Consider the following 13,403-nt stretch of genomic DNA (forward strand, 5'->3'; position numbering starts at 1 on the left):
GGCCGGGCTAGCCCCACGACGACCCCGGTGAGCGCGAGAACGGTCAGAGATCGCGCTCGCGGGCACGCCGTAACCGAGCGGGCGCGACCAGCCACCAGGCCGCGTCCAGCAGTTCCCGCAACTGCCCGGGATCGACGCGGTGGAGGTCGATGAGGATGTAGGGGTAGCCGTCGTAGTGCGGGGTGGTGTAGAAGGCAGGGTCGCCGGAAGCCAGCAGCGCCTCCTTCTCCACCATCTCGCACCGCAGCGCGAGACCGCCCTCGGCTTCCGTGCGCAACCGTGCGAAACTCTTGCTCCCCGCTTTCAGAGCCGGGGTGTGGTGGGAGGTGGATTCGGTGACCTCCGGCAGCTCGGTGGCCATCCGAACCACATGCGCCCACGTGATACCCATAGCGACAGTGTGCCGGGCGCGGACGCGGCAGGTCCGGAAATCCGTCGCGCCTGCGCCCGGCGGTTACGCCGGTTTGCGCAGCGCGGCCACGAACATGGCATCGGTCCCGTGCCGATGCGGCCACAGCTGGGCCGCCGGACCCGCGCCGAGACCGGTGACCCCGGGGAGCAGCGGGCGGGCGTCGAGCTGTTCGGCGCCGGTACGGCGAACCGTATCCGCCACCACGGCAACGGTTTCCGGTAGATGGGGTGAGCAGGTGGAATACACCACCACACCGCCGGGGCGCACCAGGTCCCAGGCCGCGGTCAGCAGCTCGCGTTGCAGGGCGACCAGGTCGGCGATATCGCCGGGGGTCCGCCGCCACCGGGCCTCCGGGCGGCGGCGCAGCGCGCCGAGACCGGTACACGGGGCATCCACGAGGACGCGGTCGTAGCCGGCGGTCAGGCCGCTGTCACGGCCGTCGGCGATATGCACCTGCACGGGCAGCCCGCGCGTCGCGGTGCGGACCAGTTCGGCCCGGTGCCGGGCCGGCTCCACCGCGTCGATCCGGTAACCGTCGATATCGGCCAGCGCGCCGAGCAGCGCCGTCTTCCCGCCCGGACCCGCACACAGGTCCAGCCAGCGACCGCCGTCTGTGCCGTGTAGCGGGGCGCGGGCGAGCGCCAGGGCCACCAGCTGGCTGCCCTCGTCCTGGACCGCGGCCATGTTCTCTCGCACGGGTTCCAGCGCACCCGGGTCACCGCCCTCCAGATACACCGCGTACGGCGACCACCGGCCCTCCTCACCGCCAGTGACCAGCGCGAGCTCCTCGGCGGTGATATCGCCGGGACGCGCCACCAGATGCACCAGCGGCCGGGCGTCGTCGGCGGCGAGCAGCTCCGGCAGTTCACTCGCGTCCGCGCCCAGTGCGTCGGCGAATGCCTGCGCGATCCACGTCGGATGGGCGTATTCGAAGGCCATCCGGCCGATCGGATCGGTGGGGGCGAGCCTTTCGATCCACTCCCGCGGACTCCGCTCGGCGACCCGGCGCAGCACCGCATTGACGAAACCGGAACGCGCCGTGCCGGATTCGGCACGGGCGAGTTCGACCGCGGTGTGTACCGCGGCGTGGGGTTCGATCCGGGTGCGCAGCAACTGGTAGGTGCCGAGGCGCAGGATGTCCAGCAGCGAGCCGTCTATCTCGTCGATCCCACGTCCCGCGCAGTCGGCGATCACCGCGTCGAGCACACCCAGGGCCCGGCACGCGCCGTAACCGAGTTCGGTGGCCAGGGCCGCGTCCCGTCCCTCCACGCGGTACTCGCGCAGCAGTCCGGGCAGCACCAGGTTGGCGTAGGCGTCTCGTTCGCGGACGGCGCGCAGGGTCTCCAGCGCCACGGTGCGCGCCGGATCCGCCGGCGTGCGCGCGGCACGATCACCCCGGCCGGGCCGCTCCCGGCCCGGGCCGTCGGGCCGTCTGCCCGCGCCGCGGCCCTGCGACGCCGGACCCCGGCGCCGGTCGTCCCGGCTGTTACCCGCCCCTTTCCGGGCGGCATCCGGGCCCGCGGCGGCTCCACTCCGGCCGGGCCGGTCCGACGATCCGGCCGGGCGGCGGCCACGGCCCACACCGGTCTCTCGATCGGGGCGGCCGCCGCCCGCGCCGCGACCGGGCTCGGCCCCGCGGTGCCGCGGCTGCCCGCGGTCCCCACCGGACTCGGCGGTGCCCCTGAACTCGGGCCGATCCCGGCGTCGACGGGGCCCGGTGACGCCGTCGGAATCGCCCCGGGACGTCCCCGCCGGACGATCGCGGCGGGAACCGGTGGTGCGGTCCGGACGATCGCCGGTCGGACGCCGGTCGGTACGGGAGCCGCCCTCGCGCCGATCCTCCCGGGGTCCGGCCGGCGATTCGCCCCGGTGGAAACCCGCCGAGCGCTGGTCCTGCCGGGTCGTGTCCGACCGCTCGCTCTGCCGGGAATCATCCGCACCCCGGCGGAAACCACCCGGACGCCGGTCCGGCGCGGACCCGGACGCACGGTCGCCCCCGCGAGAACCGCCCTCGCGCCGATCCTGCCGAGGTTCGTCCGGCCGCCGGCCCGAGCCGGTCCCGGCCGAACGGCCACCCGGCCCGGAATCGTCCCGGCGCTCGGGCGATTCGTTCCGCGGTGCACCGGATTCGGCCGCGCGAGGTTCGGCGTGGCGCCGGAAGCCCCGGGGCCGGTCTCCACCCGAGCCGGTCATTCGACCACCGCGCCGGGCGCCGGCCGGGCACCGCGCGCCCAGTCGAGTGCCGCCATCATCCGTTTGCCCTGCGGCTGCACCTGGTCCAGCCGCACCGCGGTGGTGGCGGTGCCGACGAGCACACCGGTTTTGCGCACCTCGATCTGCCGCTCGGGCAGCACCTCTTCGACCAGTTCCACCGGGCCCAGTTTGAGACGGTTCCCGGCGACCGTGGTCCAGGCTCCGGGGAACGGGGTCACCGCGCGGATGGCGCGGCCGACGGCCAACGCGGGCTGATCCCAGCGGACCTGCGCCGCCTCGACGGTGATCTTGGGTGCGTAGGAGACACCGTCCGCCGGTTGTGGAATCGCCTGCAGGGTGCCGTCCTCGACACCGTCGAGCGTCTGCTCCAGCAGCGCCGCGCCACTGTCGGACAGTCGGCCCAGGAGATCGGCCGCGGTATCGGTGACCGCGATCCGCTCGGTCACCACGCCGTAGAGCGGTCCGGTGTCCAGACCGGTCTCGATCCGGAAGGTGGACGCGCCGGTGATCTCGTCGCCGGCCGCGATGGCGGCCTGCACCGGCGCCGCGCCGCGCCAGGCGGGCAACAGCGAGAAATGCAGATTGATCCACCCGTACTTCGGGATCTCGAGCACCCGAGGCGGTAGCAGCGCGCCGTAGGCGACCACCGGGCAGCAATCCGGCGCCAATTCCGTGAGTGCCTCCACGAATTCGGGATCGCCCGGCTTACCCGGGGTGAGGACCGGAATGCCGTGTTCGTCGGCGAGTCGCCCGACCGGTGAGCGTTTCAGCTTGCGGCCGCGTCCGGCGACGGCGTCGGGCCGCGTCACCACGGCGACCACCTCGTGCCGGGAGTCGAGGAGCCGGCGCAGCGACGGGACCGCCGGGTCGGGGGTACCGGCGAAAACGATCCGCATCAGTGGTCCCGCTCCGCGAGGGCGCGGCTCGGCCGGACAGTGAGCCCGGCGATGAACCAGTCGGATTCACGGATGGTGCGCATGGCCTGCTTCCGGTCGGGGGGATCGAGCCGATCGATGAACAGCGTGCCGTCCAGATGATCGGTTTCGTGCTGCACACAGCGCGCCAGCAGCCCCTCGGCCTCGAATTCGACCGGGTTGCCGTCCACATCCACACCGGTCGCCCGCACCCGCATGGCCCGCCTCGTATCGTGATTGACTCCCGGGATCGACAGGCAACCCTCCGGGCCGATCTGTTCCTCCTCGTCCAGCGCGGTCCAGCTCGGATTGACGAGATGCCCGCGGGCGTCGCGGGTGTCGTAGACGAACACCCGCAGACCGACACCGATCTGCGGCGCCGCCATCCCCACGCCACCGTCGTCGTACATGGTGTCGGTCAGATCGGTCACCAGCTGCCGCAGTTCGGGGCCGAACTCGGTGACCTCCGCCGCGCGGGCTCGCAGGATCGGATCGCCGAAGAGGCGGACGGACTGGACGGTCACGGTAGCTCCCGAAGACAGGTGGCAGGGCAGGAAGGTTTCATTCTAGGTAGCCCGGCCGGACCGTGTTCAGGCCGTCCGCCCACACCTGCGCTCCACTCCGGCCGGCCGGCCCGATACGGCCGAAGCGCGCGCATACCCCCGGTCCCCCGGATGGTGGATATTCGTGGCCGGGGCCACTCGGCCCCGGACCGCGGCGCCGGAATCAGATATTGCCGCCGATGATCACCTCGGGGATACCGGTGCCGAGCGGTACGGGTACACATACCGGTTCGGGAGCGTGGGCGGGGTCGAGGATCTGGAACAGCAGCTGGAACACATACGGGTCGTAGACCATGTGGAAATGCCCGGTGAGATCGACCGGGCAGCGGTCCTGCAGGACAATGTTGTGCGCCCCCGGGCCGCGCAGAGCGATATTGCCGAACGGCTGGATCACTTCGTCGACCCGGCTGCCGACCGTGGTGTAGCGAACCCCGGGCACGGTGTCGCCGCCCGCGTTGAGTGCCCGCATGAACGGCGAATCCTGCACCTGTTGGACCGCCGCCACGGAGACCGCCCGGGTCGCCAGATCCATCGCACCCGGGAGTTGCTCGGCAATCGGGACCAGGCCGTACAGCACCCCGCCGTAGGTGGGTGAGGCCAGGCCGACCCAGTTGCCGACGTCGGGTGCACCGCCGAGTTTGTTGATGTAGTAGCGGGTGACATTGGCGCCCTGGGAGAAACCGACGAGATCGACCTGCCGGGCCCCCGTCGCGGCGCGTACCTCGTCGACGAATTGCGCGATCTGGTAGGCGCTGAGCACGATGTCCTCGGTGCCGTAGGTACCGGCGCCCGGTTTACCGCCATAGTTCAGCGCGAAGACACAGAAGCCGTGGCCCACGAGCTGCGGCCCGATGACCGACCAGTCCGTGTAGGCGCTCGCGTCGGTGCCGTGCGCGAGGATCACCGGTCGCGGATGGGCCGCGTCCGGGACACAACCGAAATCGTTGACGCCGCGCGGCACCGCGTCCGGATGGGATTTCATATAGAGCACCGCTCCCAGCTGGTCGGGTTGCGGTGGCGCGGGATCCGTGGGGACCGACGCGGGAAGGTATCCGGCCGGCTGGGCGGTGCTCTCGACGCTCGCGAGCAACACCGACCCAGCCAGTGCGACAGCCACGGTCACCGCCCGCAGGACACGCCTGCCGGTTTGTGAACTGTCCCGCCCCATCGGCCATCGAAATTGTTTCACAACACAATCTTCTACCCTGCCGGCCGGACGGAAAACCGGGGCGGGAGGTCTTGATCACCCCGTTACTTTCCGGAGTCGTCGTCTCCGGCGAGGATGCGGTACAACGCTTTCCGGGCATCGGTGAGCACCTCGGCCGCCTTGGCCGCCTGCTCGGGGGTGCCCACCGCCGCGACCTGCGCCACTGCGCCCATTAGCGGTCCGATCAGGGCCCGCAGATCGCTGGTGTGGGCGCCGGCCCCTTCCTTGACCTCGGCCCACGGGTCCCCGAGGTCGGCCCGGTTCTCCGTAACGTGAGCGGTACCTGTCTCGGTCAGTTGCGCGGTCTTTCGGCCGGCGACTTTCTCGATGGTGATCAGACCCTCGTCCTCCAACTGTGACAGCGCCGGATAGATGGACCCGGGGCTGGGCCGCCAGAGATCGTCACTACGTTCGCGGATCTGCTGGATCAGCTCGTAACCGTGCATGGGGCGCTCGGCGAGCAGCAGCAGGATCGCCGCCCGTACGTCACCGCGCCGGCCCCGGCCACCCCGGCCGCGCCCACGTCCGAAACCCGGCCCGAATCCGGGGCCGAAACCGGGACCGAAGTCCCCGCCGAAGCCCGGACCGAAGCCGGGCGGGCCGCCGTGCCGGAAGGGACCGCCCGGACGCGGGCCGCGCCCACGACGCCCACGACCCCGGCGGAATTCTGCGTTCTCGATGTTCTCCATAGCAACCTCCTGAGCTACTCGATCGGTTTGTGTAGCATCGACGATATATCGACAATCTATCCAACGCAACCGTGTGCTCGATTAGTTCCTGGATCGTCCCGGGACGCCGCGGACCGCCGAGCCGACCGCTCCGGGCGGCCGTGGGATCGACGGGTGCCTCCGCGAGCGACCGGATCGTCCGCGAATACCGGAGCGGTACGTCGATACCGCCCGCTCACGCAGTGGCCTCGGCGGCGCCGGGGACCTGTGCACGCGGTCTGCCGCGCGGGTCCGGGGCGGGGCACTACACGGCCCGGCTCGCGTGGGTCAGCCGATTTCCAGCGGGTCTATCTGAACCCGCGGCGGCGACTCCGCCCGCTGACTACTCCGGATCGCCTGCGCCGCGGTGAGTGCCCGCGCCAGCGCCGCGCCGTGCGTTCGCGGTGTACGCAGCAGCACCCGTTCGACCTCGGCACCCGGGCCGTCGCCGTCGCCGCGCGCGCCGGAGGGCAACCGCGCGGCAGCCGGTAGCGGCACCGGACCCAGCACCTCCACCGCCGCCGGGAGTTCGGCGGCGGCGAGTAGACCGGCGATACCGTCCGGAGTGCCGTCGACCGCCGCCATCCGTACCGCCGGCGGGAATCCGACCTCGGTGCGCTGCGCCAGTTCGGCAGCCGCGTGCCCCGCCGGATCCCAGCGCAGCAGCGCCTGAACGGTCGGCACGGCGGGATCGGCCATCACCAGCACTTCACCATCGGGCCGCACCAGGGCCGCGGCGCTCAACCATCGGCGCAGGGCGTCCTCCGCGGCGCGTAGATCGGCGCGGCCGAGCAGCGCCCACCCGTCCAGGAGCAGCCCCACACCGTAGCCACCGGCGAGCAACGGTTCGGCGCCGACGGTGGCCACCACGACCTGGGGTCCGGGCGGCACCGTGTCCAGTACGGCCGCACCGCTGGACCCGCGGATCGGCACCCCGGGGAACGCCCTGCCGAGCTCTTCGGCGGTACGCACCGCACCGATGACCACGGCACGCAACGCCCGACCCCCGCAGGCCGGGCAACGGAACGCCGCCTCGGTGCGCCCGCACCAGCGGCAGAGCGGGCTGTGCGCCGCACTCTGGTCACCGGCGGGACGATCCGACCCTGGCAAGGACAGCGGCCCCACACACCGCCGGCAACGGGCGGGTGCGCGGCATCTCGTGCAGGCCAGCGCCGGAACATACCCGCGCCGCGGCACCTGCACCAGCACCCCGGACCCGGCGGCGAGCGCCTTGCGGGCCGCGGCGAAGGCGGCGGCGGGGATCCGGATCGCGCGCGCCATCGGATCGCGTTCGAGCGCGGCATCGCTGTCCCCCGGGGCGCTGATCCGCGGTGCGGCGGCCCGTAAGGTCGCCCGGTCGGCGAGCAGATCATGGGCCCATCCCGTGTCCACGACGGACTGGATCTCGGCGGTCCGGGCGAACCCGGCCGCCACGAAGGCGGCGCCGGTGGCGTGGGCACGGAGCATGGCGACCTCGCGCGCATGCGGGTAGGGGGCGCGGGGTTCGGCATAGGTATCGTCGCCGTCGTCCCAGATCGCGACAAGGCCCAGGTCAGCGGCGGGTGCGAAAACCGCACTGCGGGTCCCCACCACCACACGCGCGGTTCCGCGCAGCACGTCCAGCCAGCGCCGGTATCTGGCCGCCGGGCCCAGACCCGCCGACAATCCGACCGCCGAATCCCCGACCAGCCGTTCGCATTCGCGCAGCACCCGGTCGAGGTCGCGCTGGTCGGGCACCATCAGAATCGCGCTGCGGCCGTCCGCGGCCACCACCGCCGCGAGCTCGGCCAATCGCCGCGCCCAGTCCTCTCCCGGCAGTGCCTGCCACGCCGCCCGGGGGCCCCGGCGGCTCGCGAGTGCGGTCAGGAAGGCATCCCCGTGCCGGTACCGGCGCCAGGCGCCGGTATCCACTCCCGTGGGTGGCGCCGTGCGTTCCGCCGTCTCGGAACGGCCCCCCTCCCGCGCCCCCGCGCCGCCGGTATCCGAGCCGCGCACCGACGAATCGGCGGCCTCCGGCGCCGCGGCGGCTCCGGGCCCATCGACCACACGCAACGGCACCGCCGCATCGCCCGAGCCGGCCGTTCGACCGAGGCGACGCGACGCACCCGCCTCGGCGTGTGTACCCGCGTCGGTGCCCATTCCGGTCTCCGTGCCCGACTCGGTTTCCGTACCCGATCCGGTCTCCGTACCCGTCCCGGCATCGGTACGCAACCCCGGGTCCGTGCCCGGCTCGTCATTCACGCTCGACTCTGGCGCCGCGTCCGGCCCCACGGCCCCGGACGTCGTCGGCACGGTCGGGTCGTCCGTCGCCGCGCCCTTCTTCGCCGGCCCCCCGTTCTCCACCCGCGCATGCCGCGGCGGAATCGCCAGGCGCAGCACATCGGCACGGGTCCCGGCGCACCGGGCCGCTACGGTCGTCGCCAGGCGCAGGATCTCCGGGGTGAGTACTTGTTCGGCCGATACCACCCGCTCCAACCGGACCAGTTTGCCCGGGTGATCGGATTCGGCGTGCCGGGACAGCAGATAACCGTCCACCAGCCGCCCCGCGAACCGGACCCGGACGCGCACACCGGGGCGGGCTATATCGTCGAGCTCCGGCGGCACCAGATAGTCGAAATCACGGTCCAGGTGTGCGGGGGTGAGCAGCGGCAGCACCCGGGCGATCGGGCGATCGACCGGTCCCAGGGCCGCCGTCGCGGCCTTCTTCACACGAGCGCCCCGGCGCCGTGCCGGCCCCGACTCGGCCGACACCCCCGTCGACGCGGGGTCGGCGGGGGTGTCGGTGGGCGGTCGATCCACGCGGGACGTGGAACTTACAGTCCGGCCGCGGCGCGCAGCTTGTCCGCGCGGTCGGTGCGCTCCCAGGGCAGATCGATATCGGTGCGGCCGAAGTGCCCGTAGGCGGCGGTCGGCGCGTAGATCGGGCGCAGCAGATCCAGGTCCCGGATGATCGCGCCCGGGCGCAGGTCGAACACCTCGGTGATCGCCGACGAGATCTGGGCCGGATCGACCTTCTCGGTACCGAAGGTCTCCACGAACAGCCCGACCGGCGCCGATTTGCCGATCGCGTACGCGACCTGCACCTCTACCCGGTCCGCCAGACCGGCGGCGACCACGTTCTTGGCGACCCAGCGCATGGCGTAGGCGGCCGAGCGATCGACCTTCGAAGGGTCCTTACCGGAGAATGCGCCGCCACCGTGGCGGGCCATACCGCCGTAGGTGTCGACGATGATCTTGCGGCCGGTCAGGCCGGCATCGCCCATCGGGCCGCCGAGCACGAATTTGCCCGTGGGATTCACCAGCAGGCGGATATCGGAGATGTCCAGGTCGGGGATGGCGATATCGGCCAGCACCGCGTCGACGACCTTCTCCCGGATATCGGGGGCCAGCAGATTGTCGAGATCGATATCGGCGGCATGCTGGGTGGACAGCACCACGGTGTCCAGCCGTACCGCCTTGTCACCGTCGTACTCGATGGTGACCTGGGTTTTACCGTCCGGCCGCAGATACGGCAGCACACCGGTCTTGCGGACCTCGGTGAGCTTGCGCGACAGCCGGTGGGCCAGCGCGATCGGCAGCGGCATGAGTTCGGGGGTATCGGTGTTGGCGTAACCGAACATCAGGCCCTGATCACCGGCGCCCTGCTGTTCGATCTCGTCGTCGGAACCGCCGACCCGCGCCTCGTGGGAGGTGTCGACACCCTGCGCGATATCGGGCGACTGCGCACCGATCGCGATATTGACACCGCAGGAGTTGCCGTCGAATCCCTTTGCCGAGGAGTCGTATCCGATCTCGAGGATCTTTTCCCGGACGATATGCGGAATATCCGCATATGCCTCGGTGGTGACCTCGCCCGCGACGTGCACCTGACCGGTGGTCACCATGGTTTCCACGGCGACCCGGCTGCGGGGATCCTGGGCCAGGAGTGAGTCGAGGATGGAATCGCTGATGGCGTCACAAATCTTGTCCGGATGACCCTCGGTCACGGACTCACTGGTGAATAGCCGGCTACCGGACGTGCGCACAGTTTCCCTCTTCCTCAACGGTTACTCGTGTCCGGAGGGACCGTAGCGCAGGCTCCGGTCACGCCCCTGGACTCCCAGACTATTAGAACGGGCGGCGTAATTGGGGTTCTGGACACCATCCTGGACGGGTTTCCGACCGCGGTGTCCGCTCCCCGGCACGCGCACCCCCGAGCGGGCTGGATCGTATCGCGTTCATACCCCCGGTGGGCGTCTCTCGCCTCGCCACGGCCATGCCGACAGACTGATCCCGCGGTTCGCCGGGCCGCCCGGGGCTCAGCTCAGCGCCGGGGCTCAGCTCAGCAGGGGACCCAGCGCGTCGAGGACGCGGCTGGCCAGCAGCGCTTTGGATCCGTGGTCCAGCGCCTGTTCGCTACCGTCCGCGCGCAGCAGCCAGCCGTCATTGGTGTCGACCTCGAACGCCTTACCGTCGCCCACCGCGTTCACCACCAGCAGATCGCAGCCCTTACGGGCCAGTTTGGCCCGCGCGTGGGTGATGACGTCGCCGTCCGCGTCGCCGGTTTCGGCGGCGAATCCGACAATGGCCGTTCCGGGCAACCGGCCCTCCCGGCGCTCCTGGACCAGACCGGCGAGGATGTCCTCGTTCTTGGCCAGGGCGATGGTGTCGGGCTCGTCCTTGCCCTTCTTGATCTTGGCGGTGGCCACCGTGGCGGGCCGGAAATCGGCGACGGCGGCGGCCATGATCACCGCGTCGGCGCCGACCGCGTGCTTGTCGACCGCGGTTTTCAGCTGCTCGGCCGTGGTGATGTGGACCAGCTCGACCGCCGCCGGCGGTGCCATCTCGATGGTGTTGCCGGCGATGAGCGTGACCTGGGCGCCGCGCTGAGCGGCGACCCTGGCGAGCGCGTACCCCTGTTTACCGGAGCTGCGGTTGCCGAGGAAACGGACCGGGTCCAGCGGTTCCCGGGTGCCGCCCGCGGTGATCACCACCCGCCTGCCCACGAGGTCCCGCGGGATCGCGTCGGGGCGTTCGAGCAGCAGGGACGCGAGGCCGAAGATCTCCTCGGGTTCGGGCAGACGGCCCGGACCGGTATCGGTACCGGTGAGCCGACCGGACGCGGGCTCCATCACGGTGGCGCCGTGCGCGCGCAGAGCCGCCACATTCGCGACGGTCGCCGCGTGCTCCCACATCTCGGTGTGCATGGCGGGCGCGAACAGCACGGGACATCGGGCCGTGAGCAAGGTCGCGGTGAGCAGATCGTCGGCGCGCCCGTGCGCGGCCCGCGCCATGAGGTCCGCGGTGGCGGGCGCGATGACGACGAGTTCGGCCTCCTGGCCCAGCCGCACATGCGGCACCTCCGGAACATCCGAGAAGACCCCGGTGTGCACGGGATGGCCGGACAGCGCCTCGAAGGTCGCTGTGCCCACGAACTGCAGTGCCGCCTCGGTGGGGATCACCCGGACGGTATGGCCGGTCTCGGTGAACCGCCGCACCAGCGCGCATGCCTTGTACGCGGCGATTCCGCCGCCCACCCCGACAACTACCCGCGCCATAGCGCGCCTCCTGCCCTATCGGCCCATCACCCGGCTAACGGGTCATTCGCCTTCGGTGTGTTCGAGCAGATCGCTGTGGATCTCCCGCATCGCCACCGACAGCGGCTTCTCCTGGGGCAGCGGCTCCACCAGCGGGCCGACGTATTCGAGGATCCCGTCACCCAGCTGGTTGTAGTAGTCGTTGATCTGGCGGGCCCGTTTGGCCGCGTAGATCACCAGGCTGTACTTGGAGGAGGTGCGGTCGAGCAGTTCGTCGATCGGCGGATTGGTGAGGCCGACCGGGGTGTCGTAGGCGGGCGTAGCGGTATCCGTACTGCTCACTGAGGAAGCTCCTGCGGGGTCGGTGGCTCGGCTGCGCGGCGGCTCTCCGGCCGCGCAACTGGCTACGAATTGGAATTCGTGCTGACGAACAACGATACCAACTGCGCGCAGGCGCTGGTCACGGTGTCGTTCACGATCACAGTGTCGAACTCGTCACGTGCGGCCAGTTCCACCCGTGCCGTCGCCAGGCGGCGTTCGATGACCTCCGGCGATTCGGTGCCGCGGCTGCGTAGCCGGTCCACCAGCTCCTCCCAGCTGGGCGGCGCGAGGAACACCAGCACGGCCTCCGGCATTACCCGCCGGATCGAACGTGCACCTTCGAGATCGACCTCGATGAGCACCGGCAGCCCCTCCGACAACGCGGCGCGCACCGGCGCGGCCGGCGTACCGGACCGCTGCAACCCGCCGTGGATATCCGCCCATTCGAGCAGATCGCCGGAGTCGATCATCGCGTCGAACTCGGCCCGGCTGACGAACCGGTAATCACGACCGTCGACTTCACCGGGACGCGGGTCCCGTGTCGTCGCCGAGACGCTGAAAACCAGTTCCGGCAGCCGTTCGCGGACACATCGCACCACGGTGGATTTGCCCACGGCCGAGGGGCCGACCAGTACAACCAGCCGACCCTTCGTCATGTTCTCGATCACCGAGGGTGTCAGGCGCCGAGATCGAATTTGGCGAGCAGCGCCTTGCGCTGCCGGTCACCGAGACCACGCAGCCGGCGGGTCGGCGCGATCTCGAGCTCGTTCATGATCTCCTCGGCCTTGACCTTGCCGACCTTGGGCAGGGCTTCCAGCAGGGCGCGCACCTTCATCTTGCCGATGATCTCATTGCTCTCGGCCTGGCCGAGGACCTCTTTGAGGTCGGTGCCGCCGCGCTTCAGGCGATCCTTGAGTTCTGCCCGCTCACGGCGAGCGGCAGCCGCCTTCTCCAGAGCAGCGGCGCGCTGCTCATCAGTCAGCTGGGGAAGGGCCACGGTTCCTCCGTCTCATCATTCCTGCATCAAAACCTGCCGAACTACCCGGCAGTCTCAGCGACCGTACCCACGACGCCCCCGGATTGCGAACCCACCCCCCAGGTCAGGGCATGAATCGGACCCGGTATCGCCCCCTTGCCGACTCGCCCGCATCCCTGCTTGCCGTAACTGTGATCCGCACCCCCTCGCGCACGAAACAGCCTGCCATCAGCGGCTTTTCGTGCCAAAACCGAAGTTGCGGCGCGATAACCACACTTCCGCCGGACCCGCTGGCTACCTCTCAGCCGCCCTACCAGGAATTTTCTGGGAAATTTTCGCCGGAGCCCCTGCTGAGTGAGCGGAAGCGGCTCCGGCAACAAAAAACGGGCTCTCCCGGACCCCGCGAGACAACCCATGAGGCGCCCGTATCGTCCGAATATGTACAGCGTACAGCGGACGGCCGGGTGGGCATACACGAATCATCCGGAACGGAGCCGAGTATCGGATGCGGCACACTCCGGCGTCTCGTCGGCACCCGATCCAGGCCTCGAGTTCCGACACAACCCGAATGCG

Annotated in this window: 12 protein-coding genes; all 12 read right to left on the reverse strand. The window is 70.7% G+C overall.

Annotated elements, in window-relative coordinates; genetic code table 11:
- Positions 1-43: 43 nt before the first annotated feature.
- The 12 genes from NGR01S_RS19900 to mihF all read right to left on the reverse strand — a co-directional run bounded on the left by NGR01S_RS19900 (position 44) and on the right by mihF (position 12,851).
- Positions 44-391, reverse strand: coding sequence for an MmcQ/YjbR family DNA-binding protein (locus tag NGR01S_RS19900; protein ID WP_063038937.1), 348 nt, complete (start codon positions 389-391; stop codon positions 44-46).
- A gap of 63 nt (positions 392-454) precedes the next feature.
- Positions 455-1,765 (reverse strand): RsmB/NOP family class I SAM-dependent RNA methyltransferase, encoded by a 1,311-nt coding sequence (locus tag NGR01S_RS19905; RefSeq protein WP_063039024.1) that lies wholly within the window; start codon positions 1,763-1,765, stop codon positions 455-457.
- Positions 1,766-2,601: 836 nt separating this feature from the next.
- A complete protein-coding gene (gene fmt, locus NGR01S_RS19910; protein ID WP_063038939.1) occupies positions 2,602-3,522 on the reverse strand; it encodes a methionyl-tRNA formyltransferase in 921 nt (306 codons plus the stop codon).
- On the reverse strand, positions 3,522-4,064 hold the full coding sequence (gene def / locus NGR01S_RS19915) for a peptide deformylase (protein WP_063038941.1): 543 nt from the start codon (positions 4,062-4,064) through the stop codon (positions 3,522-3,524). The genes fmt and def overlap by 1 nt, the downstream gene beginning before the upstream one ends.
- A gap of 202 nt (positions 4,065-4,266) precedes the next feature.
- Entirely contained in the window at positions 4,267-5,220 is a 954-nt protein-coding gene (locus tag NGR01S_RS19920) for an esterase/lipase family protein (protein WP_063039026.1), read from the reverse strand.
- Positions 5,221-5,354: 134 nt separating this feature from the next.
- Positions 5,355-5,999 (reverse strand): PadR family transcriptional regulator, encoded by a 645-nt coding sequence (locus NGR01S_RS19925; protein WP_063038943.1) that lies wholly within the window; start codon positions 5,997-5,999, stop codon positions 5,355-5,357.
- Positions 6,000-6,305: 306 nt separating this feature from the next.
- Positions 6,306-8,726 carry a primosomal protein N' gene (locus NGR01S_RS19930; RefSeq protein WP_245664675.1) on the reverse strand — a complete coding sequence of 807 codons (2,421 nt, stop codon included), beginning with the start codon at positions 8,724-8,726 and terminating at the stop codon, positions 6,306-6,308.
- A 104-nt stretch (positions 8,727-8,830) separates the two neighbouring features.
- Positions 8,831-10,042, reverse strand: a complete 1,212-nt coding sequence (gene metK / locus NGR01S_RS19935) for a methionine adenosyltransferase (RefSeq protein ID WP_084481444.1) — start codon at positions 10,040-10,042, stop codon at positions 8,831-8,833.
- 291 nt (positions 10,043-10,333) lie between these two features.
- On the reverse strand, positions 10,334-11,554 hold the full coding sequence (coaBC, locus tag NGR01S_RS19940; RefSeq protein ID WP_063038947.1) for a bifunctional phosphopantothenoylcysteine decarboxylase/phosphopantothenate--cysteine ligase CoaBC: 1,221 nt from the start codon (positions 11,552-11,554) through the stop codon (positions 10,334-10,336).
- Positions 11,555-11,596: 42 nt separating this feature from the next.
- A complete protein-coding gene (gene rpoZ, locus NGR01S_RS19945) occupies positions 11,597-11,875 on the reverse strand; it encodes a DNA-directed RNA polymerase subunit omega (protein ID WP_030521475.1) in 279 nt (92 codons plus the stop codon).
- A gap of 62 nt (positions 11,876-11,937) precedes the next feature.
- A complete protein-coding gene (gene gmk, locus NGR01S_RS19950) occupies positions 11,938-12,510 on the reverse strand; it encodes a guanylate kinase (protein WP_063039030.1) in 573 nt (190 codons plus the stop codon).
- 20 nt (positions 12,511-12,530) lie between these two features.
- The gene (gene mihF / locus NGR01S_RS19955; RefSeq protein ID WP_030521477.1) at positions 12,531-12,851 is read right to left on the reverse strand and encodes an integration host factor, actinobacterial type; all 321 of its coding nucleotides are present in this window, start codon (positions 12,849-12,851) and stop codon (positions 12,531-12,533) included.
- Between the last annotated feature and the right edge of the window lie 552 nt (positions 12,852-13,403).

Source organism: Nocardia grenadensis NBRC 108939 (assembly GCF_001613445.1).
Taxonomy (GTDB): Bacteria; Actinomycetota; Actinomycetes; order Mycobacteriales; family Mycobacteriaceae; genus Nocardia; species Nocardia grenadensis.